This window comes from Fructobacillus broussonetiae, from assembly GCF_018437275.1.
Lineage (GTDB): Bacteria > Bacillota > Bacilli > Lactobacillales > Lactobacillaceae > Fructobacillus > Fructobacillus broussonetiae.
Map to the genome: position 1 here is coordinate 24,743 of NZ_JAAMFK010000006.1, position 23,397 is coordinate 48,139.

Consider the following 23,397-nt stretch of genomic DNA (forward strand, 5'->3'; position numbering starts at 1 on the left):
GCGTTTGCTGACTTTTTAAATATATGAACTTTTTTGAAAACTCCGAATGTCGGGCTCGAACCGACGACAACACGATTAACAGTCGTGTGCTCTACCAACTGAGCTAATTCGGAATAATGAGTACTTAACTCAACTTGATTAGTATACAAGCAAAAACTAAGTACGTCAATTGTTTAACTTATTTTTTATGGACGCATCGTTGGGAACAAGATGGCATCGCGGATGGTTGTCGTATCCGTTAACAACATGACCAAACGGTCGATTCCAATTCCCAAACCACCTGTTGGTGGCATACCGTATTCCAAGGCCTCGATGAAGTCTTCATCGATTCCTTCAGCTTCGTCGTTTCCGTTTTCACGTTCTGCGACTTGGGCTTCAAAACGGGCACGTTGATCGATTGGATCGTTCAATTCCGTAAAGGCGTTTCCGTATTCAGAACCCATGATGAAGATTTCGAAACGGTCCGTGAAACGTGGGTCTTCGGCGTTCTTCTTAGCCAAAGGTGACACTTCCACTGGGTGTCCGTAAACAATCGTTGGTTGTACCAACGTATCTTCAACGAATTCATCGAAGAAGGCGTTAATGATGTGACCAACGCCCCAGAACTTTTCGTACTTCACACCCTTGTCGTCAGCAAGCTTTTGCGCTTCTTCCACTGACATTTCAGGCCAGAAGTCCACACCGGACTTCTCCTTAATCAAGTCAACCATGTGCTTACGTGCAAATGGCTTGTTCAAGTCGATTTCAACACCTTGGTACGTTACCTTCAAGTCGTCTGACACAACGGCTGCGGCAGCCTTGAAGATTCCTTCGGTTTGGTCCATCACGTCGTGGAAATCAAAGTATGCGGCGTATGATTCCATCGTCGTAAACTCTGGGTTGTGCTTGGCATCCATTCCTTCGTTACGGAAGATACGACCGATTTCGTAGACACGTTCCATTCCACCAACAATCAAACGCTTCAAGTAAAGCTCAGTGGCGATACGCATGTACATGTCGATGTTCAATGCGTTGTGGTGCGTGATGAATGGCTTGGCAGCGGCACCACCAGCTTGCGTCTGCAAGATTGGCGTTTCCACTTCCATGAACTGGTGTTCGTCCATGTACTTACGGATGGCTGCGATAATTTTTGAACGTTGTTGGAAACGAACCAATGAGTCGTTGTTGGCAATGAGGTCCAAGTAACGCTTACGGTACTTCGTTTCAACGTCAGAAATGCCGTGGTACTTATCAGGCATTGGACGCAAAGCCTTTGACAAGTGCGTCAAGTGAGTTGCCAAGACCGTCAATTCACCAGCTTCCGTCTTCATCATCGTACCGGCGATACCGATGAAGTCACCCAAGTCTGAACGCTTGATGATTGGGTAGTTGTCACCCAAGTCATCACGACGTGCGTAAACCTGGATTTGTCCTGAACGGTCACGGAAGTCAGCGAAGATGACCTTACCGGCCCCACGCTTGGCTACCATTCGACCTGCAATGATAACGTGAACTGGATTTGCTTCCAATTCTTCCTGTGTTTTGTTGTCGTACTTTTCGTGGAGATCAGCCGCTAGGGAATCGCGGTCAAAGCGATGTCCGAAGGGATCGATTTGAAGATCATCTTGGAGCGCCTTCATCTTCTGACGGCGGGCACGCATCTGATCATTAAGGGCTTTTTCTTCAGCCATGAATGGTTACCTTCCTTGGTTATCTCGGATTTATCTAATGTTTAGTATAGCAAAACACGTCCCATTTAAAAAGTCGGCCACAGCCGACTTTAGGACTTTTTAATCCTTCTTTGTATCGTTTTCTTGTTCGTCTTGCTCTTTTTGCTTTTCGTCATCAGCTTCACGCTTCAAGACTTCCTGCAAAATCGTGTCTAATTCCGCGGCGGTAAAGTAGTGCTTTTTACCTGAGAACTTACCGCGAATTTCTGCCCCACCATCTTCATCAATCATGGCTTGAATCTCATGTGATGGCAAAGTGGCCAATTGTGCGGCGTAAGCTTCCTTAGCTGGTTCAGCGGCCAATCCAATTTGCATGGCTTGGAGCTCATCGTAGTTTTGATCACCAAAGATGGCATCCAAAATGGCCAATGGTCCTTCTTTTCGTCCCAGCAAGGTTGCCAGGGCTGGCATATCTTGAAGCTTTTGGTTCAAATCAGCCAATTGGGCATCCGTGGCACCAGGCAATGCCTGTACCATGAACCCACCAGCGGCCTTAACCGTGTCGTCAGGATTCATCGTTACCCCAACACCGATAACAGACGGAATCTGCTCGGAGTGCGTCAGGTAGTAGGTGAAGTCGTCACCGATTTCACCGGACACCATGATGGATTGCCCAATGTATGGATTTGAATATGGCGCAAACTTCGTCACCGTAAAGGCCCCGTTGTTACCAACGGCACCCGCGACGTTCAACTGGTTATGGTCGTTTACGATGTTTTCAATTTCAGGATTTGAAACGTAGCCACGCACGGCACCCTTCGTGTCGGCTTCGGTCACGATTTGACCGATTGGTCCGCGGCCCGCCATCTTCACGTTCAAGCGTTCTTCACCCTTCAATGAAGCCTGGGCAAGAATTTCAGTGGCGAGTAGAGCACGGCCTAAAACAACGGTCGCCAAACGGCTCGTTTCGTGTGATTCAGCGGCTTCTTCCACTAACTTTGTTCCATCCAAGGCAAAGGCACGAAACGCTTCGTCCTTGGTAATGACTTTGATTAATTGATCGGCCATACGGCCCTCCTTTCAAGCAAAAAAGCTGGCGCTAGGGCCAACTTTTCATTCTGCTTATGACTTTGAATCGTCGTCTGCTGGGGCATCGTCAGGCGTTTCTGCTTCGGCCTTATCGGCGTCTTCAGCTTCCTTTGGATCTTCTCCCTTTGCTTCCGCGTCTTCCACTTCGTCTTCCTTGTGGTTCAAGGCAGCCTTCGTTTCATCATAAGACTTGGCATCACCGTCATCTTCTTCACCCTTCTTGGTAAAGGTTCCGGTTTCATAGATGTCTTTAATTTGCTTTTCATCAAGTGATTCAACTTCAAGCAAGGCGTTGGCGATTTGTTCCAACTTGTCCTTGTGTTCCGTCAAAATCTTCTTGGCTTCGTCGAATGCTTCTTGCGTCAAACGACGAACTTCAGAATCGATGGTTGCGGCAGTTTCATCTGAGTAAGACTTCGCACCACCCGCTTCGTCGTATCCGACAGAAGCGTTACCTTCGAGTTGAACCATTCCCAACTTGTCAGACATACCGTAAGCAGTTACCATCTGACGGGCCAAGTTCGTAGCCTGTTGGAAATCGTTTGAAGCACCAGATGATGCTTCGTTAAAAGTCGTCATTTCGGCGGCACGTCCACCCATCAATCCAGCCAAGCGTTCCTTGGCTTCTGAGAATCGGATGTTGTAACGGTCCGTCTTTGGCGTCATCAAGGCGTAACCACCAATGCGGCCACGAGGAACGATGGTAACCTTACGAACAACTGAAGCGTCGGACTTAACCAATCCAACCAAGGCGTGTCCAGCTTCGTGGAAGGCCGTTGTCTTCCGTTCGAGCTCGGACATCGTCTTGTTAGCCTTTGCAGGACCTTGGAAGATTCGATCTTCGGCTTCGTCCAAGTCGGCCGTGTCGATTTCCTTCTTGTTGCGACGAGCAGCAAGCAAGGCCGCTTCGTTCAGCAAGTTTTCCAAATCGGCTCCGACGTATCCAGGCGTCTGGTGAGCGATGGCCTTCAAGTCCACGGAAGGAGCCAAAGGCTTGTTCTTTGCGTGGACTTTCAAGATGGCTTCACGTCCCTTAACATCGGGGGCACCAACCATGATCTTACGGTCGAAACGACCAGAACGGAGCAAGGCGGGATCCAAGACGTCAGAACGGTTCGTTGATGCCAAAACAATGACACCTTCAGAGTTATCGAAACCATCCATTTCAATCAAGATTTGGTTCAGCGTTTGTTCACGTTCGTCGTTTCCACCACCGACACCAGAACCACGACGGCGACCAACGGCATCAATTTCATCAATGAAAATGATGGCTGGGGCAGTCTTTTTGGCCTGTTCGAAGAGGTCACGGACACGTGAAGCACCAACTCCGACGAACATTTCGACGAAGTCAGAACCAGACATTGAGAAGAATGGGACGGATGCTTCACCGGCAACCGCCTTGGCGAGCATCGTCTTACCAGTTCCCGGAGGTCCCTCGAGCAAGACACCCTTTGGAATACGGGCACCCATTTCAGTAAAGCGCTTTGGTGACTTCAAGAATTCAACAACTTCGACAAGTTCTTCCTTCTCTTCGTCGGCACCGGCCACGTTTTCAAAGCGGGTTTTGTTATCTTCTGGGTTTGATGGCTTAGCCTTTGACTTACCAAACTGACCCATCATGCCGCCTTGGCCGCCCTTACCTGATTGAGACATCATCATGTAGGCGATTCCCAAAATCAGAAGCATTGGCACAACGGAGATGACCAAGTTCAACCAGAAACCAGATGAAGCGGCGGGCTTCGTCGTCATTTCCGTCTTCGTCTTCTTAGCCAAGTCCGTCACGTTCTTAACGGAAGAGTCGTTTTCCAAAACAGACGTTTGGAACTTCGTCGTCGTTGATTGCTGTGAGATCAACGCGTTCAAACCGGAGTTATTGCCGTTTTGCTTTTCCTTCTTTGATTGCTTGTACGTACCGGTCACGTTGTAAACGTCTTGACCCGGTTGCATGCTGAAGGAATCAATTTCTTTATCAGACAGTGCTTGGACGAATTCGCTTTGAGAAAGCGTCTTTGTCTTCGTGTTTGAACCACCCATGAAGGAGTAGATTCCGGCGATCACTGCCAAAAAGATGATCACATAGAGGAAGGAGCTTTTGAAAAAGCCTCCGTTACCGTTTTCGTTTTTCATCTAAAAATCCTCAATCCTGTTTCGTAATGATATAAGTCGAAATCGGCCAAGGCCGATTCGGCGAATCCTTAAAAGTTAGAAGAACTTTTATGAGTAAATCTCTTGTTTCAAAATACCAACGTATGGCAAGTTTCGGTAGAGACCCTTGTAGTCCAAGCCGTAACCAACAACGAATTCGTTGCGGACGTCAAAGCCGACATAGTCCGCCTTGATATCGACCTTGCGTCCTTCCTTCTTATCCAAAAGGGTGGCCACTCGAACGGAGTTTGCTCCGCGTGACAACAAGAGGTCTTCCAAGAACTGGAGTGACTGACCGGTGTCCACGATGTCTTCAAGAATCAAGATGTCGCGACCCTTTACGTCAGATTGGACGTCTGTCACCAACGCGATTTCGTTGGATGATGACACACCACCGTGGTAAGAAGAAATCTTGATGAATTCCAAGTCCACGTACAAGTCAATCTTGCGGATGACGTCAGCAGTCCAGAGGTAAGCCCCCTTCAACACGGACAAGACCAAGGGCTTTTGCCCTTCGTAGTCCTTTGTAATCTGCTTACCCAAACGGTTTGCGGCCTCTTCAATCTGGGCCTCGTTAAATAGTACTTCAGAAATATCGTTATTCACTAGTTTCCCTCAATTCGCCATACTAAGCATTGCTTGCCACTTGGACGGTCAGCCGGCCAATTTGCGCTCTTATACCAGCGCTCCTTGCCCAGCCAAACGGCCAAAACATTTTCTGTTCTGTCTAACAAGAGGTAGGTCTCTGACCTGACTTCTTGGGAAATCTTCTGGTCGATGAGCAAGCGTCGAACACTCTTGTGGCCACCCTTGATGGGCACCTCTGAGTTTTCATCCGCCTGTTCGATCGTCAGTGGTCCGTTTAAATCAGCTGGCAAAGTCAAAACCGAACCGGATTGCTTTACCTGCTCCTTATTTTGAACCGCTAACATTAAATCAGCCAAAAAATACCATTGGTCTAATTCTAACACAAGACGGCGTTTCTTTTGCCCTGCTTTTAGCAAATTTTTACCGCTTTTTTCGGGATTAGACGGGCTTTTCCGGACCGAAACCCGGTCGTATGATTTGAAAAAGGAATATCCCTGGCTCAAAGCCACAGCCCCGTTCGGCTTACGATCGTTTTCTAACAGGTGGCAAAAGGCGTCCACTTGATCTTCCTTTAGTTGGTAAAGACCAGCGTCTTTTGCAAGTTCCTTTAAGAAGAAGGGCCACCAGTCCACCTTAATCTGACGGTAGTCGGTCTTAAACATCGCCAAATCCGCCTTCACGGATTCAGACAAAAAGGCCTGCTCTTTTTGAGCCCCCTTCGCCCACTGCACCAGGTGGTCGACGGCGTGCCCGTTAATTTCTTCGAGGGCTGGCAGCACTTCGTTTCGAATCTTGTTTCTTGGCGTGTAGTCCGGGTCCAAGTTCGTGATGTCTTCATGCCAGTCGAGCTTATTTTTTTTAGCATATGCAAGAAGTTCCGCCTTGGATAAGTCCAAGAAGGGACGGTAGTATTCCCCAGAACGAGCATGCATCCCCGCCTTTTGCTGGTTGGCACCACCACGAATGATTTGAAGGAGGATTGTCTCCGCCTGGTCGTTTTTGTGCTGGGCTAATACAATTCCTTCGGCGTTGCTCTTTTGCGCCACCTCCTGGAAGAAGGCGTAGCGAATATCGCGCGCCTTTTCTTCCACGCCGTTCCTTTCATTTGAAAGGTCAACGATCTTCTCGTAAAAGTCCAGCCCGTGATCGGCTGCCGTTGCGCGAACAAAGTCGGCATCGGCGTCCGCGTCGGTGCGCAAATGGTAATTCACGTGAGCCACGCTAATGTTCAAATCCGGTCGGAAACGAACCAGGCTTTCTAGAAGAACCGTCGAATCAAGACCGCCGGAGCAAGCAACAACGACCTTACTCGGAAGGTCAAATTTTTCAATTGTTTGTTGGATGGTTTTTGTCATAGATGTTAGAAAAGCCACCCAAAAAGGGTGGCTTTTAATTAGGCCTGCTTATCAGGCAGATTGTAAATAATTTCGTCTTTTTTGGAGTAACCGTACTTATCCCGGAGGATTTGCTTCAAGTACTTTTCGTCTTGAAGTTGCTTGGCCTCCTTTTTCAGTGAGCTGTTCGTCTTTTGAACGGACGCCAACTGGTTTTCGGACTTCGTCAGCGTTTGGTTGGCGGCGTGGAGACGCACTTGCCCAAAGACAAGTTGCATCATGAAGACCGACGCAATCGCCATTCCAACGAAGATGATCTGCTTTCGACGACGGGCGTGGGCCTTCTTGTAGTGCCGACGCGCCGCTTCGCGCTTTTCATCAGACGCTGCGATTTGCTGGGCAATGCGGGCGTTCAATGGTCGAATATTTGGTTGTAGTCGACTGTTATCGCCTGGCATGTCCAATTTCTCCTTACGATTATTCTTACACAATTATGTCATAGTTACAAGCAAGTTTCGCCGAAGATTAAGCTTTTTTTAAACTTCTTCGTTGTAATCGCGCTCGTAAGTCTCAGAAACGACTTCGTACATGTCTTGTGCTTCGTCTTTTTTCACGATGTCTTGAAGCTTCAAAACCTTGAAGGTTGACGTCTTGTTTCCAAAACGAATCTCGACGATGTTGTTTGTCCCAACGTTGGCTGATGACTTCACCACCTTACCATCGATTGAGATACGGCCTTGGTCAGCCAATTCCTTGGCAACCGTCCGGCGCTTAATAATACGTGACAACTTTAAAAACTTATCAATCCGCATCGTTTGTCTCTTTTCTATTTATTCTTCTGTGCTGTTGGCATCATCTCCGGTGCCGGGTTCGGCACCGACTTTGTCATTTTCTTCGTCCGTTTCTTCCAACACCACTTCCAAGAAGTCCTTCAAAGCGTTCATCCAGTAAGCGGACTCCTGCTTCAAATCTACGGTCAGCGTCACGGCCAACTGCTCTGTCTTACCGTCCACAACCGCCTTGTAAGGCACGTCCTTCAGGCAGGCAAAGATGGTCTCGCCGGCCAACTTCTTCGAAATGGCCTCGTTGAAGCGCACCGTAATCTGGTTCTTCTGGCGGCGAATCTGCGTCACCTGAGCCAGGTCGGCCACGTTCTTAATCCGGGATACGAGAATCAAGCGGGCAGCCTCGTCCGGCAGCTCACCGAAACGGTCCGTCAAATCGTCTTCCACGGTGTCAAAGTCATCGTCGGTCCGGGCCGATCGGATCTGCTGGTACAGGCTAACCTTCTGCGCGTTGTCTTCGACGTAATCGTCAGGCAGGTAGGCCAAAACGCCCAGGACCAACTCCGCGTCGGTCTTTTGCTGGTCTTCAGCAGGCACGTCTTCGCCCTGTTTCTTGGCAACGGCGTCCTTTAGCATCTGCGTGTACAGGTCGTATCCGACGGAATCGATGAAGCCGTGCTGCTGTTTTCCGAGTAGGTCACCCGCACCACGAATGGACAGGTCGCGCATGGCAATCTTGAACCCTGAACCAAGCTCCGTGAAATCGCGGATGGCTTCCAGGCGCTTCTCCCCTTCTTCGGACGGCGTCCTGGTGAATGGGTAGGTGAAGTAGGCATAGGCCAGACGGGCCGAACGGCCGACACGACCGCGCAGCTGGTAGAGCTGGGAGAGACCCATGTGGTCGGCGTTATCGACAATCAACGTATTGGCGTTTGGAATGTCGACACCGGTTTCGATGATGGTCGTCGTGACCAAAACATCGAACTCGCCGTTCAAGAAGTCGTACAGAATCGATTCCAGTTGCACCTCGGACATCTGACCGTGAATGACGGCCACCCGGGCGTCGGGCACGACGTCTTCAATCTGGGAGCGAATCTGCTCGAGGTCAGCCACCCGGTTATGCAGGTAGAAGACCTGACCGTTTCGGGCCATTTCCTTTTGGATGACGTCTCGAACCAGGGTCCAATCCAGTTCAACCACGTAGGTCTGGATAGGGAAACGGTTCAACGGTGGCGTCTCGATAACGGAGAGGTCACGGGCACCCACCATCGCCATGTTCAGCGTTCGTGGGATTGGCGTGGCCGTCAGCGTCAAAACGTCAACGTTGGTCCGCAACTGCTTCAAGCGCTCCTTGTGCTTGACACCAAAGCGCTGCTCTTCGTCAATGATGAGCAGGCCGAGGTCAGCAAAATGAACATCCTTTGAAAGTAGGCGGTGGGTGCCGACCACGATGTCTAGCTCGTGGTCCTCCAAGGCCTGGATGGTCTTCTTGTTCTCCGCCGCCGTTTGGAAGCGGGACAGGTGGCCGATTCGAATCTCAGGGAAGTCTGAGAAACGTTCGACCAGGGTTTCGTAGTGCTGCTGCACCAGAATCGTGGTTGGCGCGAGCATGGCGACTTGCTTTCCCGCGTGGGCCGCCTTGAAGACGGCACGGAGGGCAACTTCGGTCTTACCGAAACCAACGTCTCCGACCAAGAGGCGGTCCATTGGCCGCTTCTTTTGCATGTCGACCTTGATTTCTTCAATCGAGCGCACCTGGTCGGGCGTTTCTGGGTAAGGGAAGCCGGTATCAAATTTAATCTGGGCTTCGTCGTCTGTTGGATAGGCAAAGCCCTGCTTGGCTTCACGCTCGGCGTAGAGGGCCAAGAGGTCGTCGGCGATGTCGTCGATCTTTTCTTGGACCTGCTTCTTCGTCTTTTGCCACTCGGTTCCCCCGAGCTTGTTAATCTTTGGTGACTTCCCAGCGTCCGATCCCCCGATGTACTTTTGAATCAGATTCAACTGGGTGACGGGCAGGAAGATTTTGGCGTTCTTTTGGTAGGCAATGACCAGGTAGTCTTGCTTTCCACCGTTTGCTTCGATGGATTCAAGTCCCTGGTACTGACCGATTCCGTGGTTCAGGTGAACGACGTAGTCCCCCACTTCAAGCTCGTTGTAGTTCTTCAAGCGTTCGGCGTTTTGCAGCTTCTTTTGCTTGCGGGCCACGACCTTCTTCGCCTTGGCAAAGAGTTCGCGCTCCGTCAGAACCGTGAGGTGGGCCATCGGCCACTCGAATCCGGATGACAGGCCTTCAACAACGACCTGCACCTGGTTTTCTTGGATTTCTTGGTTAATGGCCACGTGGAGGTCACGGGCGGCCAGTGATTCGACCAGTCGGTCGGCCTTCTCCTGGCTTTCAACCATGAGCACCCAGGTTAAGCCTCGGTCCCGTGCAAAAGTCAGATCCGGTACGAGGGCGTCCATTTGGCCGAAGTATTGCTTGGCTGGGCGAGACGTCCATTCCGTGAGATGGCTGAACGTGAGTTGGTTCAAGCCACGCTTTAAGTTGGCGAGGTAGGTCTCGGCCACCTTCACTTCAGGCAGACGGTCGGCTAATTCAGCACGGAGGGCCAAAGGTGGAACCAACTGGCGATTTTCCACCTGCTGCTCGAACCAGTCGGAATCGAGTCCGGTCTGGGTGAGCAGTGATTCTTGGAGACGGGCGTACTCGTCAATGACTAAGACGGCGTCATCCGGCAGGTAGTCTTGCACCGTGTTCTTTTCTGGGTAGAAGTAACTCAGGTAAGGCAGGATGGCTTCATCTCGGCGACCTTCTTCGAGGGCCCGGGCTGTTGGCGCAAAACCTTCCGTAATGTGCTTCTTGTCCACACCGTCCGCTTCTTTTCGATAGGCAGTGAAGGCTGCCTCGACAGCTTCCTTTCCAGCTTGGTAAGCCTGGTCGTTTAAAATCAAATCCGTGGCAGGCATAATGTGCGCGGATTCGAGCGATTCGGTCGACTTCTGCGTCACGGGGTCAAAGTGTTTCATTTGATCCAGTTCATCATCGAAGAAGTCGAGGCGAATCGGCTCGTCCTGGTCAGCCGGGTACACGTCGATAATCGAACCGCGTTTTGCAAACTGTCCGATTTGTTCGACCTGTGGGGCGTGGACATAACCAAGGGTGACCAGTTGTCCAGTCAATGCCCCAAAGTCGTAGGTCTCCCCCACCTTAAAGCTCAACTGCGCCTCCACCAGCGTCTTTTTCTCCGGTTCGTAACGGCAAAAAGCAGCCGAATTCGTCAAATAGAATCCCGCTGTACCATTTGCCAGTGCCGTCAAGGCTTCCACCCGATCCGCCACGTTACTATTGGAAGAAATCGCAAGCTCCGTCGCCACGGCTTCCTCTGCCACAAAACGGTGCACGGCCTTTTCGCCCACCAAGTCCGTCAGCTCCTGCGCCAACTCCTCGACGTGCGCCACCGTATCCGTCAGCACCATCACCGCGCGCGGCCTCTCCTCGTAGCTTGCCGCGAGCGCCGCCGTCTTCGCCGATCCGTTCAGACCGATTACCAGCTGCCGCTCTCCCGGCTTCTCCTGCTCAGCAAGTTGCCGCCATTCCTTCAAATTTTTCAGGTAATTTGTCAGTTTCATCAATTAGCCGTTGTAACGGTTACTCAACGTAGCCGCGTCCGCTCCTTTAATCCAATCCATCAAGGCGTCATCCGTCTTTTTAAAGACGTCGTCCCAGACCTTCAAATCGTCCTTTGAAAACTTTCCAAGCACATACTTAATCACCGCTTCATGCGTGTGTTCCGGATGCGCGATTCCAAACTTCAAGCGCAAGAAGTTCTGCCCGTTCACGTGGGCAATAATGGACTTCAAGCCATTGTGTCCACCCGCAGACCCCTTCGCACGGAAGCGAATCTTTCCAAAATCGGAGTCCAAATCGTCGTTTAAGATCAAAATGTCTGATACATCCCCGCCGTAAAAGTCCAAAAAGGCCCGGACAGATTGACCAGAATCGTTCATGTAAGTCGTGGGCTTCACCAACCACACAACCTCGCCGTCGACCATCAACTTCGCGGCGTTTGCAAAGAGCTTCGTTGGCCCGAATGTTACACCCTGTGTCTCAGCGAAGTGGTCCAGGGCCATAAAACCAATGTTATGGCGCGTCTGGTCGTATTCCTTTCCAATGTTTCCTAAACCAAAGATGAATTTCATGGCATTTCCCCTTTAACGTGTCTCTTCTATAATCTTAACATTATAGCACGGTGATTTTGGGCAAAACTGTGCTAGGATATAGGAAAGCACTCGTTTTGAAAGGGAAGATTTATGTTTCCACAATCACTCATCATCAAAAAAGCCGACCTCCTCACCGTCTCTGAGGACTCAACCATCGAAGAAGTCTTTGAACTCTTCGAATCCACCAAAGGCCAACACGTCCGCACCATCCCCATCCTAGACAAGACCGGCCACCTCTTCCGCGGAAACATCTACCGTCAGCATGTCTACGAATACGTGGCCGAACAAGGCGACTTAACCAAGCGTGCAACCGCCATCATGCGCAACTCCACCAAGTTCATCAAGACGACGGCCAACTTCTACGAATTGTTCTTCGCCATCCGCGACCTGCCTTACATCGCGGTCGTTGATGACGGCCACCACTTCGTCGGTGTGTTGACCCACGGCACGTTGATGAACGTACTCGCCAAGTCCTGGTCACTGGCCAAGGGTGGCGTGGCCATCGCCGTCAAGGAAAAGGGTGGCCGCGGTGACTTGCAGAAGATGGCCAAGGTCATCACCAAGTACACCAACATCGAATCTGTCTTATCCCTTCAAATGGAAACAAACGAACCACTCTCCGTTCTCTTCACTTTGCCATTGACCGCTGATTCACCGGTCTTGCGCAAGATCATCACGCAGCTCGAAAAGAAGCGCTACTTCGTGGTGGCACAAGAAGATTTGTCACAATTTATGTAAAAGTCAAAACCGAAGGCAACGCATTGCCGGCGGTTTTTTATTCGATTTTGGAATAAATCGCGATGTTATACAAAAGTCTATAGCTATGCCCGCGATAAGCTGTTATATTAACGTTGAGGTTTGCGGAAAGCCTAGGAGATTTCTAGTTGGACTTCGGGTGCCAACCCAGCTAACTCATGGCTATATTAGTGAGATTGTTTGCCAAGCTTTATGCTGGCAAAAAGCGCTCTCCTAGCTTTAAAGTTTCCGCGTACATATTTCAATAACAAAAAGCCAACCATTCCATGGTCGGCTTTTTTCTTTTGGCTAAAACTTGCTGAACGCTTACCAAACAAACAGTCCGGCAGTGGCTGCTGAAAGCAAGGAAACCAGCACACCGGCTAGGAGCAGGTACCCAATTCGACTCGAGATATACTCGTTCTTTTCCTTGTTCACCAAACCCTTGAAGCAGGCCAGAATCATTCCGATGGTTCCGAAGTTCGCAAAGCTCGTCAGGAACACCGTCATCACGATTCGGGCGTGCTCATTTGAGAAGAGTCCCTTACCAGCCATGATGAACTTCGAAATCTGTCCCATCACAACGAACTCGTTGGTCACCAACTTCGTTCCCATGTACTGGGCAAGGTGGAAGGCATCCTGGACTGAGAATCCCAAAAGGAAGGCGAATGGGAACATGAGGATACCGAAGATGTTTTCAAGCGTCAGCCAGTGCATACCGGTTAAAGAGAAAACCTGATCGATCAAAGCCGCCAGGGAAACAAAGGAAATCACTGTCGCCGCGATAATCAAAATCAGGCGACCGGCGTTCAGGATGGAATCCCCTAAGAAGGAGAAGAACGGCTCGCGCTTTTCAGGCTTTTGACTTGTTGATACTAAAACGTCATCACGTGCAGACACCTTCGTTGGGTTGAAAATGGAGGCCACCAAGATGGCACAAAGCACGTTCAACGGAATGGCCGTCAACACGTACTTTCCGGGCACCATCTGCGTGTAGGAACCGATAATGGCAGCCGACACACAGGACATGGACATCATGGCCAAGGTGAAGTTCCGCCGGGCCGACATCTTTTCAAGCTGTGGCTTGGAAACAGCCAACACCTCGGTGTTTCCAAGGAACATCATCTCGATGGAGAAGAAGGCCTCGAAGTTTGGCTGTCCGGTCACCTTGGAAAGTCCGCGTCCAATCCACTTGATGACCCAGGGCAAAAAGCCAATGTAGGTCAGAATGTCAAAGAAGGGCACCACCAAGAGGATTGGCAAGAGCGCCGCCGTCACGAAGTTCGGTCCCCCGTGGTTTGACGTCAGCCACTCCGGCACCGCAAAACAGATTCCCTTTTCAGACACCGAAACAAGCCAGTTAAAGCCGTCGGCCGCAGCCTTCACTGCGATTTGACCAGCCTTGAACTGGGTAAAGAACCAAGCCAAGACCAACTCCATGGCCAGAAGTCCTGAGATGGACTTCCACTGGATGTTCTTCTTATCGTTTGAGAAAAGATAGGCCACGATCAGAAAAACAAAAATACTCAAAAAATTAACAACAATTAACATGTTTTTACCTCGTTTTACATTGAATGGCAGGACGACGATTTCGCCCTATTCCAACTGAACGCGAAAAACCGGGCCCTTTAAGTGGCATCTTCTACCTGGCCCGCCTGTTAATCCATGGATTCCTGATTGTTTATTCTTCAATCGCATTGCTGTCCCCACATCGGATTTTTAAGACGCAGTTGAATCGTTCACTTCATGTTTAACACCAGCCGACAAATTCGCCAAGCACTTTTGCAAAAGTCGACCATTTAGGGCGCAAACCTGTCGACTTAGGGCACAGGCCTATCTTTTTTTGCGTATTCCTTTCTATGCTAAAAGAAAAAACGGAGGACTTATTGGATGGTGTTTTCCATCGAGAAAAACAAGAGAAACAAACGAAAATAACAGCAGAACAACCGACGTAGAGATAACGAAATTGAGGTAGAAAAGTGAACAAAATTCTGGTTATTGGAAGTTTAAACGTGGACGTGCTTCAGCAAATTGAACGCCTTCCTAAGGAGGGCGAGACGCTTGCCATCCACAACAAGTCAACGAACTTTGGCGGCAAGGGTGCGAACCAGGCCGTCGCCGCCGCTCGGCAAGGCGCGGACCTGACTTTTGTGGGGGCCGTCGGAGCGGATTCGGAGGGTAAATCCTACCGCGAACTATTGGAACAAGAAGGTATCAACACCAGCCACTTACTGGAAAAGGACCAGCCGACCGGAACCGCCTTCATCATGTTAGAAGACAACGGGCACAACACGATCCTGGTGCACGGCGGGGCCAACATGGCGCTCACCGCAAAAGACGTCGAGGATGCCGACGAGTACTTCCGGGACGCCGACGTCGTCATCGCCCAGCTCGAAGTTCCTGGCGCGGCCATCAAGCGGGGCTTCGAGCTCGCAAAGATTTACGGCGCGCTCACCATCTTGAACCCGGCGCCGGTGACCGAAAACATCGACCCGTCCATCCTGGCAAACACCGACCTGCTCGTACCAAACGAGACGGAAGGGGCCGCCCTGATCGGCTTGAAGCCCACAACCAACCAAAAGGAATTGGAGCGACGGGTGTCGCTTTACCAAGCAAAGCTCAGCCTAACAAACATCATCATCACGCTCGGTGAGGACGGTTGTTTCTACTCGGTAAACGGCAAGGTCGGCCGCTTAAACAACGCCATCGTAAACGCCATCGACACGACGGGTGCCGGCGACACCTTCATCGGCACGATTGCCGCCCACCTCGACCCGAAGTTCGAAAACGTTCGTGAAACGCTGGAACGGGCAACGCTCGCTGCTGGCCTCGTGGTGTCACGGCAAGGTGCCATCCCCGCCATCCCGACCGCCGAAGAAATCGACGAACTCGCCCTGGAAACCGAATCATTTGTATAGGAGGTTAGCCATGCTATCAGTAGAAGAAAAAAACGAACAGAAAAAAGTCGCCGCAAAGGAGGCGTTAACCTACATCGAAGACGGCATGGTCGTCGGGCTTGGAACCGGATCCACCGCCGCCTACTTCATCGAAGGACTCGCCAACCTCGTGCGGAAGAAGGGCTGGCAGCTCACCTGCGTTAGCACGTCCATTGATGCCGAAAAGATGGCCAAAACAGCCGGCCTTCACACCGTTCCAATCGACAAGGTTGAACAGATTGACGTGACCGTCGATGGTGCGGACGAGTTCGACGGCCGCCTGAATGGCATCAAGGGTGGCGGAGCCGCTTTGCTCTTTGAAAAAATCGTGGCACTCAAATCCAAGCAAAACATCTGGATCGTCGACGAAGAAAAAAAGAGTGTTCACCTCGGGACCAACTTCAAACTCCCGGTTGAAGTCGTTCGTTTCGGGGCCCCACTCCTCATCCCCGCCTTCACACAAATGGGGCTGAAACCGGCGTTTCGAAAACAGGCAAACGGCGAGCTCTTCTTAACCGACTCACTCCACTACATCATTGACCTCGACATCAGCGGCATCTATGATTTGAAGTCGCTTGCCACCCAGCTCAAAAGCATCACGGGTGTTGTTGAGCACGGCTCTTCTTAGGCATCTGTGACGTCGTCATCATCGGAGGAAAAACCGTCCAAACCATTAAGGGGTGATCGATGTACTACTTACTTGCCATTTTCTCCGGACTGCTCTTAGCGGTTCAAAACCCCTTCAACGTGAACCTCGGAAAGAAAGTCCGCTCACCCATTCAGGCAACCTTTCTGATTTACCTGATTGGTTCTTTTGAATTTGCGCTTGCGCTCGTTATTTTAGGTCAAAGTCCGCTCGTTATTCTCATCGACGCCAGCATTCTCGGCTCGCCCTGGATTCTCGGCGGACTTCTCGGACTGTTTTACGTTCTCTCCATCATCGTTCTTTTTCCAATCATCGGTCCCATCAAAGCCGTCACTTACCCAACCCTTGGCCAAATCGTTTCCGGCGTTTTCATCGATACGATGGGTACGTTCGATGTCAAGCAGAGCCCGCTCACTGGCCTACGTGTCGCCGGCGTCGCCCTCATTTTGTTCGCGGTCTTTTTAGCAACGAAGAAAGAGGCCCCAACAAAGGCTAAAGCAGATTTTCAGGTCGAACCCACACCATGGTCGGACTTGTTACTCCTATGGGCATTTCTTGCAGGTGTAGCCGCCACTCTTCAGGGTCTCTTTAACGGTAAGTTAGGTGCCGTTCTTTACACGCAGTCGGTTCCAAAGTCATCCTTTGAAGCCGCACTTTCGGCCACCTTCTTCGCCTTCTTCATCGGTCTCATTGCGATGTCTTTTATTCTTATCGCCACCGAAAAACTCTCCGCGACAAGGACGGCCATTGCGCTAAGAAAGCCACTCTCCTGGGTGACGGCTAGCATGGGTTCTGCCTTCGTCTTTTTGATGACCATCCTGACTCCTGCTATTGGACCCGGTCTCACCGCTTCTCTTTCCATCATTGGATTAATGGGCGGGACGATGTTCATCGAGCACAAGGGGCTTTTTAAAGTGAAAAGATCAGCGCTAACAGCACGCAAGGCGTTGGCGCTCATCCTCTTCATCCTGGGCATCATCTTCGTCAAGGTGTTAAGCTAATTTCAGGTACACAAAAAGGGCTTCTCTTTCGAGAGGCCCTTTTTTGTTTCAACTATCCAACCTGCCAGTCGGTGAAATAACGGAGTTCTTCGTGCTTTTGCTTTAGCGCTTCAATGAGTTCATCCTGCCAGTCCTCGATGATGTGTAGCAGTTTCAATACGAAGAAGGTGGCCTCACCCCGGTTTTCAACGTCACCGGTCACAGCAAAGGCATTGTAGTAAGTGGATCGGTTTTTGAGAATGGCCTGTGATAGGCTCACCGCCGTGACCACGTCAAGTTCCTTGGCTAAGGCCACCGACAGTAAGTAGCGCCCTAGCCGCCCGTTTCCGTCATAAAAAGGGTGGATGTTTTCGAACATGAAGTGGCCGATGATGACCCGAAAAAGACTCGGAATCTTTTCATCCTTCATAAAACGAAGCCAATTGTTTAGGCGTTTTTGAATCCGCTCTTCACCTGCTGGCGCATAGTGAACAACTTTATTACTGTGATGGGAAACGATGTGCACGGCTCCGCTTCGGAATAATTTTCCATCCACGTCATCTTCTCTTTGCACCTCCCCCTTCAGCAAGTGATCGTAGAGAAAGCGGATGTCCTCAAGGGATTCAACCACCGGATAGTCCTGATTCAAAATATCCATGTAAAGCTGCACCGTCGAGGCCAGGCGTACGTCACTTTTCCAGTCGCTGTGTAGCGCGTGGCCAATGTCTTCCCGGGTTGAACGAACGCCTTCAATGTCATTCGTGCTCTTAATTTCTTCGACGATTTGATCATGGAAAAATTCGAGCTGTGCCATTTCCGGCAGATCCGTCGTCAACTCGAAAATGCGTTTTGAGTTCTGGCGAAGGCGTTCACCAGAGAGCATCATCTTCTTCGTCACCTTGAAGAAAAGCGGGTAGTTCTTACTCGACGGCGTGTTTTTCTTCATCAGGTAAGGCTTAAAAGAAGTTAGAAAAGTCGTTTCCGACCACAGCCGATTTTCGTACTCCTCTTGCACGGTTTTCGGATCGGCATGGGTCTTCATCTTAAAAACATGTAGGGATTGATAGGTCATATTGACTCCTTTCAATAAGTCATTGCACTGTTGTTCTGCTTAAAAGATACGACCAAACTTTTTGCTTGCCAAAAGAAATTTGTGTTCAATGTCGATTAGGACAAATTGGCGCCCTAACTGACATTTTTGAAGAAAAAGCCCTACGCCAAAAATCCGTTTCTGAAAAAGAGGATTAACCTTGATAATACGCATTCTATAGGCTTTTTTCTTATTCCATATCAGCATTAAAAAAGGGCTTATCCTGGGCGTATACTAAGGCCAGAACAAACCGAAAAAATGAAAAGAAAGGAGGTCTATATGACCTTGAACAGTATTCCAGATTTCTTAATAGCTGGGGTTATTTCGATTATCGGCATGGGTTTTTTATGGATTATCTGTAAATGGACGGCTGATAAATGTGCAGACTACGCAAACAGGAAACGCAATAACAAAATTTATCACTACTACCTAGATTTGCTCCATAACTTTGTTGATGTAGAGAGCTTACTCAACGACAAAATGCCCAACGTAATTGAACTTGATCTGCCGAATTGCATAGTTTTAGGTGGATTGAAAAAAGGACGAGCGCTTTACAAAAAACAACTGAAAAAGCGTCTAACTACCGAAATTCTGGAACAAGGAGTGACGATTAAGTTTCCCGATTCCGTAATTTATATCGGTTCCTTCTTCATCGATGGCCTCCTCGCGCCAATCATTAAGTCCATTGGACGTGAGGGTCTGCTAAAAAAGGTGCGTTTTGAAACAGCATCCGAAAAGTTAACGAAAGAAATTTACTCCCACAGCCATCAACACTCACCCTATCCTTACAATTAAAATTCGAAAGGAGATTTTTCACTATGAAGCAACTCGCAAAGCATATTATTGCGGTAGCCAATAAACACTATCTACCAATCACTAATCTTCAACTCCAAAAAATCATGTATTTTTCTGTGAAGAAATCCTTGAAGGAAAAGCTCATACCGTTCGGAAAAATCGAAGAGCTAAATCAAGAGCCGTTCTTTGTTTGGCGTTACGGACCAGTTTCAAAAGCTGTTTACAACCACTATCATGTATACGGTGCTGCAGCAATCGTTGAACTAAATGACGAAGTTGCAGAATTTAACTGCCTTAATTCCTATATTCTCGAACTGCTCAGAACTAACGTCTTCACCTTAATTAAGCAGACTCATAAGGAAAAGTTTTGGTTGGAAAACCAAGTTAACATTGACGGTTGGCGAAGTAATGTCATTTACCCATTGGAAGTAATTACTAAATAACACACCTACTCTAATTAGAAAAAGGAGAACAACATGCCAAATACAATTGAACTTAAATTTGATAATCCAAACCAGTTAACTTTAAGTGGTAGTAAAAATGGCTACAAGGTCTATCAGGAACAACTTAAAAAGCATCTAACTCCCGATGCTCTAAAAGAAGGAATCACTATAAAGTTTCCAGATTCCATTATTATGATTGGATCGTTTTTCATCGACGGCCTCATTGCCCCACTGATTGAATTAATCGGGAGCGATGGGGTTCATTCAAAAGTTAATTTCAAAACTTCTTCTGAGGAATTAACTAAGGAGGTATATAGTGATATCTTATAACGACTTATTCACTTTTCTTGCCTTAGCAATATCACTTTATAATCCATGGCAATATGAAAGAAAGCTCAAGATTAGAAGTGAAAATCAGCAATCCTCACCGCTTTATTTAAAGCATCTGCAAACTACTATTCCTCAACTTATTCATAAGTATCAGACTTCACACAATCCAAGACACGCGGCTAAAATGTTCTTAATCGAACTAAGGCTATTTAAGTTTGATATTTTATACTTTAAGTATACGCACTCTAAAATATTCGACTCAGTCATGAAGGCCATAGAGGATATGGAGACAATAATGCTTGATTCCATTGAACTTAAAAAATCACCCAAATCTTCAATAACGGAACTTTCCTCCTCACTAGAGTCAATCTACAAATCATTCTTTCATGACCTCCCAAATGATCAAATCAAAAAATACTTCAAAGTATAAGGCCAACTGCACCATAAGCCCTCTTCCCGAGGCCACGCTTAAACAAAGAAAAAAAGCACCCCAAATCCGGGTGCTTTTTTAATATCGTCAATTATTCGGCAGTGTCGTCTTGGTCTGTCTTTCGTTCTGCTTCTTCCTTTGGCACGATGGGTTCAACCCCTTCGTAAGGCGTGAGGCGAACCTGACCGTTGATGTATTCACCCAAGAAGATGTCGGCGAAGTACTGGTAACCTTGACGCTTAATCTCTTCTTCGAGCCAGTCTTCATCCTTATCAATGGCAAGCAAGACGTCTTCGTTGGTCTGACCATCGTAAATCAACGGATACTTTGGTGACTGGTCACCGTATTCGATGACGGTCAACTGTCCGTTTTGTTCAAGCACGGCACGCTTAACCTTTGAGATGTCGTAAACTTCTTGTTCACGCAACTTGAACATCAAATCGGCAGCGGACTGTCCGGCTCCGATGACGGCATTGACTTTTACCTTTCCTCGTTCGATCAAAACAGTTGGCATCCCGTCAATAATGCGCTTGGCATAACGGTTGTGCTCCTTAGCAAACTTCAGCACCATGACCAGCCACGTCCAGATGATCATGACCATCATGAACTGGAAGACCGTGATGGTTGGCGTGTAAATCGTTCCACCGATAATTCCACCAAGCACGTAGTTCTGCACTTGATCCAAGGCGTTTGTCGGCGCGAGGTTCCCCTTACCGAAGATGTTAATCTGGACGATGATCACTAAGAGACCAATCCCCAGCTTTAAGAATATGGGCATGTAAACTTGCATTATTTAACAACCTCCACCTTATCGTTCGTCAGAAATACTTCCGTGCGGCTGTAGGACTTCTGGTCCTTTGACAGGTTAATCTGGTAGTACTTCTTACCTTCCTTCGCAATCATGCCGTCCTGCAAGACCGTCGAGTTAAAGGCGATGTCGGAACGCTTGATCTTCTGGTCGTAGGCGTAGTTCTTCGCAAAGGCCGTCATTTCGGACTGTTGTGTGTTTTGCGCAGCGGAGTTTTGCATGTTGGTGTACGTTAATCCTCCAAAGAAGAGGAAGAACAAAAAGGCGATAATCGTCAGATCTCGGTAGCGCATGTTGAAGCGGTGGCGAATACTTGCCACGAATCCAAAGGCAACCGCGACGAAAGCGATAATCAAGACAATAAACAGAACTTTACTGTTCAAATTGTTCTGATTCGTTAAATAATCGAGTGAGTAAAATGACATTCTAATGCCTCCAATGCCTTTATTCTAGCACAGTCAGCGCCCGCAGATAAGAACGAAAATCCTCAATCTGTTTAAAAATTTCCAAGGTTTCACCAAGCAGAATCAACAGGCTTCTTCCTTTGCCAAAGTCCGACCCGTACCAGGCTCCAATCCCCCGCCACTCAATCAAGCAAAAAGAAAAAGCAGCAGGCCATCCGGCCCACTGCTTTTTCGAGTAGTTAATATCAGTTAAGAGCTGAATCCAATCAGGTCAACTCCATTATGTTCTCAAAGAGTGCTGGGCCCAGTCAAGGGCCCGGCCCCCAAAACCTTTTACATCATGCCCGGCATTCCGGCACCAGCACCGCCGCCCATAGCAGCAGACGCCGCAGCCATTTCAGCCGCGGACTTAGGCGCTTCGGCCACGACCGCTTCCGTCGTCAACAGCAAGGCTGAGACAGAGGCCGCGTTTTGCAAGGCCGAACGTGTCACCTTGGTAGGATCAACGATTCCGGCCTCGACCATGTCAACCCAGGCGTCATTCTTGGCGTCGTATCCCGTTCCGACCGGCTGCTCCTTCAACTTGTTGACGATGACGGAACCTTCGTAACCCGCGTTCTCCGCGATCTGACGAACGGGTGCTTCAAGCGCAGAAACGACCGTGTTGACACCGGTCAAGACGTCACCTTCAGCCTCAACGGAAGCCGCGGCTTCCATCACGTTCACGAGCGCCGTACCACCACCGGCAACGAACCCTTCTTCGACGGCCGCGCGGGTCGCGTTCAAGGCGTCTTCGATGCGGTACTTACGTTCCTTCAATTCGGTTTCGGTTGCGGCACCGACGTTCACGACGGCAACCCCACCGGCCATCTTGGCCAGGCGTTCCTGCAACTTTTCCTTATCAAAGGAAGACATCGTCGTGGCAATTTGGTCCTTCAAGGTTTCGATGCGCTTAGCAACCGCTTCCTTGTCACCCGCTCCTTCAACAATCGTCGTTGAGTCGCGGTTGATGTTGACCTTGTTGGCTGAACCAAGCTGGTCAACCGTTACGTCCTTCAAGTTCAAGCCGATGTCGTCGGTAATCACCGTACCACCGGTCAACACGGCGATGTCTTCCAGCATGGCCTTGCGACGGTCACCAAAGCCTGGTGCCTTAACCGCCACCACGTTGAAGGTTCCGCGCATCTTGTTCAAGACAAGGGTTGGCAAGGCTTCACCGGTGATGTCATCGGCAATGATCACCATGGAACGACCCTGTTCAACCACCGCCTGCAAGACGGGCAGGATGTCTTGGATGTTGCCAATCTTCTTGTCCGTCACGAGGATGTAAGGGTTGTCCAAGTTGGCTTCCATTTTCTCATTGTCGGTCACCATGTACTGGGACATGTAACCACGGTCGAAGGACATTCCTTCGACGACGTCCAAGGTCGTGTCGATTCCCTTGGATTCTTCGATGGTAATCACACCGTCGTTTCCGACCTTTTCCATTGCTTCGGCAATCAGGGCACCAACTTCGTCGTTAGCGGCAGAGATCGACGCGATTTGCGCGATTTCTTCCTTCGTTGACACCTGGTGTGACAACTCGTGCAACTTGGCCACAGCTGCAGCGGTCGCCTTCTCGATACCCGTACGAATACCGACTGGGTTGGCCCCGGCCGTCACGTTCTTCAACCCTTCGCCCACGATGGCCTGGGTCAAAACAGTTGCCGTCGTGGTTCCGTCACCAGCGATGTCGTTGGTCTTTGACGCCACTTCGGCGACCAGCTTAGCCCCCATGTTTTCGAAGTGGTCTTCCAACTCGATGCTCTTTGCAATCGTCACCCCGTCGTTTGTGATCGTGGGTGAGCCGTAGCTTTCTTCCAAGACGACGTTGCGTCCCTTGGGCCCGATGGTCGTCTTGACCGTGTTGGCAAGCTTGTCGACACCAATCTTCATCTTGGCGCGGGCGTCTTCTGCAAACTTCAATTCTTTAGCCATGAAAAACTCCTT

The 23,397-nt window shown here is 49.5% G+C and carries 21 protein-coding genes and 1 tRNA gene; 7 read left to right on the forward strand and 15 right to left on the reverse strand.

Going from position 1 to position 23,397, the window contains the following annotated elements; translation table 11 throughout:
* Window positions 1-40: 40 nt before the first annotated feature.
* The 10 genes from G6R29_RS04980 to pth all read right to left on the reverse strand — a co-directional run bounded on the left by G6R29_RS04980 (window position 41) and on the right by pth (window position 11,790).
* Window positions 41-113 (reverse strand) — tRNA-Asn (locus G6R29_RS04980).
* Between the two features lie 72 nt (window positions 114-185).
* Window positions 186-1,670: a lysine--tRNA ligase gene (lysS, locus tag G6R29_RS04985; RefSeq protein ID WP_213809259.1), complete on the reverse strand. Its 1,485-nt coding sequence runs from the start codon at window positions 1,668-1,670 to the stop codon at window positions 186-188.
* A gap of 99 nt (window positions 1,671-1,769) precedes the next feature.
* A complete protein-coding gene (gene hslO, locus G6R29_RS04990) occupies window positions 1,770-2,717 on the reverse strand; it encodes an Hsp33 family molecular chaperone HslO (RefSeq protein WP_213809260.1) in 948 nt (315 codons plus the stop codon).
* A 54-nt stretch (window positions 2,718-2,771) separates the two neighbouring features.
* Window positions 2,772-4,865 (reverse strand): ATP-dependent zinc metalloprotease FtsH, encoded by a 2,094-nt coding sequence (ftsH, locus tag G6R29_RS04995; protein ID WP_213809261.1) that lies wholly within the window; start codon window positions 4,863-4,865, stop codon window positions 2,772-2,774.
* Window positions 4,866-4,952: 87 nt separating this feature from the next.
* Window positions 4,953-5,489 carry a hypoxanthine phosphoribosyltransferase gene (gene hpt / locus G6R29_RS05000; RefSeq protein ID WP_213809262.1) on the reverse strand — a complete coding sequence of 179 codons (537 nt, stop codon included), beginning with the start codon at window positions 5,487-5,489 and terminating at the stop codon, window positions 4,953-4,955.
* Window positions 5,489-6,826: a tRNA lysidine(34) synthetase TilS gene (tilS, locus tag G6R29_RS05005; RefSeq protein ID WP_213809263.1), complete on the reverse strand. Its 1,338-nt coding sequence runs from the start codon at window positions 6,824-6,826 to the stop codon at window positions 5,489-5,491. Before tilS ends, hpt begins: the two co-directional genes overlap by 1 nt.
* Before the next feature lie 38 nt (window positions 6,827-6,864).
* Window positions 6,865-7,263 (reverse strand): FtsB family cell division protein, encoded by a 399-nt coding sequence (locus tag G6R29_RS05010; protein WP_213809264.1) that lies wholly within the window; start codon window positions 7,261-7,263, stop codon window positions 6,865-6,867.
* 78 nt (window positions 7,264-7,341) lie between these two features.
* Complete coding sequence (locus tag G6R29_RS05015) at window positions 7,342-7,617, reverse strand: RNA-binding S4 domain-containing protein (RefSeq protein WP_213809265.1); 276 nt, start codon at window positions 7,615-7,617, stop codon at window positions 7,342-7,344.
* A gap of 18 nt (window positions 7,618-7,635) precedes the next feature.
* Entirely contained in the window at window positions 7,636-11,220 is a 3,585-nt protein-coding gene (gene mfd / locus G6R29_RS05020; protein WP_213809266.1) for a transcription-repair coupling factor, read from the reverse strand.
* A 3-nt stretch (window positions 11,221-11,223) separates the two neighbouring features.
* On the reverse strand, window positions 11,224-11,790 hold the full coding sequence (gene pth / locus G6R29_RS05025) for an aminoacyl-tRNA hydrolase (RefSeq protein ID WP_213809267.1): 567 nt from the start codon (window positions 11,788-11,790) through the stop codon (window positions 11,224-11,226).
* A 111-nt stretch (window positions 11,791-11,901) separates the two neighbouring features.
* On the opposite strand from pth, the gene cbpA reads away from it, so the two are divergent.
* The gene (cbpA, locus tag G6R29_RS05030; protein ID WP_213809268.1) at window positions 11,902-12,549 is read left to right on the forward strand and encodes a cyclic di-AMP binding protein CbpA; all 648 of its coding nucleotides are present in this window, start codon (window positions 11,902-11,904) and stop codon (window positions 12,547-12,549) included.
* Between the two features lie 324 nt (window positions 12,550-12,873).
* On the opposite strand, the gene G6R29_RS05035 is transcribed toward cbpA, so the two are convergent.
* Entirely contained in the window at window positions 12,874-14,097 is a 1,224-nt protein-coding gene (locus G6R29_RS05035; RefSeq protein WP_213809269.1) for a NupC/NupG family nucleoside CNT transporter, read from the reverse strand.
* Window positions 14,098-14,525: 428 nt separating this feature from the next.
* Between G6R29_RS05035 and rbsK the strand changes: the two genes are divergently transcribed.
* From rbsK to G6R29_RS05050, 3 genes are read left to right on the forward strand one after another with little or no spacing between them, the layout of a single operon-like run.
* Complete coding sequence (gene rbsK / locus G6R29_RS05040) at window positions 14,526-15,464, forward strand: ribokinase (RefSeq protein WP_213809270.1); 939 nt, start codon at window positions 14,526-14,528, stop codon at window positions 15,462-15,464.
* 10 nt (window positions 15,465-15,474) lie between these two features.
* Window positions 15,475-16,110: a ribose-5-phosphate isomerase RpiA gene (gene rpiA / locus G6R29_RS05045; RefSeq protein WP_338017265.1), complete on the forward strand. Its 636-nt coding sequence runs from the start codon at window positions 15,475-15,477 to the stop codon at window positions 16,108-16,110.
* Window positions 16,111-16,169: 59 nt separating this feature from the next.
* Window positions 16,170-17,129 (forward strand): DMT family transporter, encoded by a 960-nt coding sequence (locus tag G6R29_RS05050; protein ID WP_213809271.1) that lies wholly within the window; start codon window positions 16,170-16,172, stop codon window positions 17,127-17,129.
* A 52-nt stretch (window positions 17,130-17,181) separates the two neighbouring features.
* Here G6R29_RS05050 and G6R29_RS05055 read toward each other — a convergent pair whose 3' ends face one another.
* The gene (locus G6R29_RS05055) at window positions 17,182-18,180 is read right to left on the reverse strand and encodes a Fic family protein (RefSeq protein WP_213809272.1); all 999 of its coding nucleotides are present in this window, start codon (window positions 18,178-18,180) and stop codon (window positions 17,182-17,184) included.
* 297 nt (window positions 18,181-18,477) lie between these two features.
* Here G6R29_RS05055 and G6R29_RS05060 point away from each other — a divergent pair, with 297 nt between their 5' ends.
* From G6R29_RS05060 to G6R29_RS05070, 3 genes are read left to right on the forward strand one after another with little or no spacing between them, the layout of a single operon-like run.
* On the forward strand, window positions 18,478-18,993 hold the full coding sequence (locus G6R29_RS05060) for a hypothetical protein (protein ID WP_213809273.1): 516 nt from the start codon (window positions 18,478-18,480) through the stop codon (window positions 18,991-18,993).
* Window positions 18,994-19,016: 23 nt separating this feature from the next.
* On the forward strand, window positions 19,017-19,436 hold the full coding sequence (locus G6R29_RS05065; RefSeq protein ID WP_213809274.1) for a Panacea domain-containing protein: 420 nt from the start codon (window positions 19,017-19,019) through the stop codon (window positions 19,434-19,436).
* A gap of 33 nt (window positions 19,437-19,469) precedes the next feature.
* Window positions 19,470-19,766, forward strand: coding sequence for a hypothetical protein (locus G6R29_RS05070; protein ID WP_213809275.1), 297 nt, complete (start codon window positions 19,470-19,472; stop codon window positions 19,764-19,766).
* Window positions 19,767-20,287: 521 nt separating this feature from the next.
* Here G6R29_RS05070 and G6R29_RS05075 read toward each other — a convergent pair.
* The 3 genes from G6R29_RS05075 to groL form a co-directional block, all read right to left on the reverse strand.
* Window positions 20,288-20,986 carry a DUF421 domain-containing protein gene (locus G6R29_RS05075; protein ID WP_213809276.1) on the reverse strand — a complete coding sequence of 233 codons (699 nt, stop codon included), beginning with the start codon at window positions 20,984-20,986 and terminating at the stop codon, window positions 20,288-20,290.
* Window positions 20,986-21,429 (reverse strand): DUF3290 family protein, encoded by a 444-nt coding sequence (locus G6R29_RS05080; RefSeq protein ID WP_213809277.1) that lies wholly within the window; start codon window positions 21,427-21,429, stop codon window positions 20,986-20,988. Before G6R29_RS05080 ends, G6R29_RS05075 begins: the two co-directional genes overlap by 1 nt.
* A 312-nt stretch (window positions 21,430-21,741) precedes the next feature.
* Window positions 21,742-23,385 (reverse strand): chaperonin GroEL, encoded by a 1,644-nt coding sequence (gene groL / locus G6R29_RS05085; RefSeq protein WP_213809278.1) that lies wholly within the window; start codon window positions 23,383-23,385, stop codon window positions 21,742-21,744.
* Window positions 23,386-23,397: the final 12 nt, after the last annotated feature.

Coding starts and splice junctions, on each gene's coding strand:
- lysS (WP_213809259.1), bottom strand. CDS start 1,670: ATGGCTGAAGAAAAAGCCCTTAATGATCAGATGCGTGCCCGCCGTCAG.
- hslO (WP_213809260.1), bottom strand. CDS start 2,717: ATGGCCGATCAATTAATCAAAGTCATTACCAAGGACGAAGCGTTTCGT.
- ftsH (WP_213809261.1), bottom strand. CDS start 4,865: ATGAAAAACGAAAACGGTAACGGAGGCTTTTTCAAAAGCTCCTTCCTC.
- tilS (WP_213809263.1), bottom strand. CDS start 6,826: ATGACAAAAACCATCCAACAAACAATTGAAAAATTTGACCTTCCGAGT.
- G6R29_RS05010 (WP_213809264.1), bottom strand. CDS start 7,263: ATGCCAGGCGATAACAGTCGACTACAACCAAATATTCGACCATTGAAC.
- G6R29_RS05015 (WP_213809265.1), bottom strand. CDS start 7,617: ATGCGGATTGATAAGTTTTTAAAGTTGTCACGTATTATTAAGCGCCGG.
- mfd (WP_213809266.1), bottom strand. CDS start 11,220: ATGAAACTGACAAATTACCTGAAAAATTTGAAGGAATGGCGGCAACTT.
- pth (WP_213809267.1), bottom strand. CDS start 11,790: ATGAAATTCATCTTTGGTTTAGGAAACATTGGAAAGGAATACGACCAG.
- cbpA (WP_213809268.1), top strand. CDS start 11,902: ATGTTTCCACAATCACTCATCATCAAAAAAGCCGACCTCCTCACCGTC.
- G6R29_RS05035 (WP_213809269.1), bottom strand. CDS start 14,097: ATGTTAATTGTTGTTAATTTTTTGAGTATTTTTGTTTTTCTGATCGTG.
- rpiA (WP_338017265.1), top strand. CDS start 15,475: ATGCTATCAGTAGAAGAAAAAAACGAACAGAAAAAAGTCGCCGCAAAG.
- G6R29_RS05050 (WP_213809271.1), top strand. CDS start 16,170: ATGTACTACTTACTTGCCATTTTCTCCGGACTGCTCTTAGCGGTTCAA.
- G6R29_RS05055 (WP_213809272.1), bottom strand. CDS start 18,180: ATGACCTATCAATCCCTACATGTTTTTAAGATGAAGACCCATGCCGAT.
- G6R29_RS05060 (WP_213809273.1), top strand. CDS start 18,478: ATGACCTTGAACAGTATTCCAGATTTCTTAATAGCTGGGGTTATTTCG.
- G6R29_RS05065 (WP_213809274.1), top strand. CDS start 19,017: ATGAAGCAACTCGCAAAGCATATTATTGCGGTAGCCAATAAACACTAT.
- G6R29_RS05070 (WP_213809275.1), top strand. CDS start 19,470: ATGCCAAATACAATTGAACTTAAATTTGATAATCCAAACCAGTTAACT.
- G6R29_RS05075 (WP_213809276.1), bottom strand. CDS start 20,986: ATGCAAGTTTACATGCCCATATTCTTAAAGCTGGGGATTGGTCTCTTA.
- G6R29_RS05080 (WP_213809277.1), bottom strand. CDS start 21,429: ATGTCATTTTACTCACTCGATTATTTAACGAATCAGAACAATTTGAAC.
- groL (WP_213809278.1), bottom strand. CDS start 23,385: ATGGCTAAAGAATTGAAGTTTGCAGAAGACGCCCGCGCCAAGATGAAG.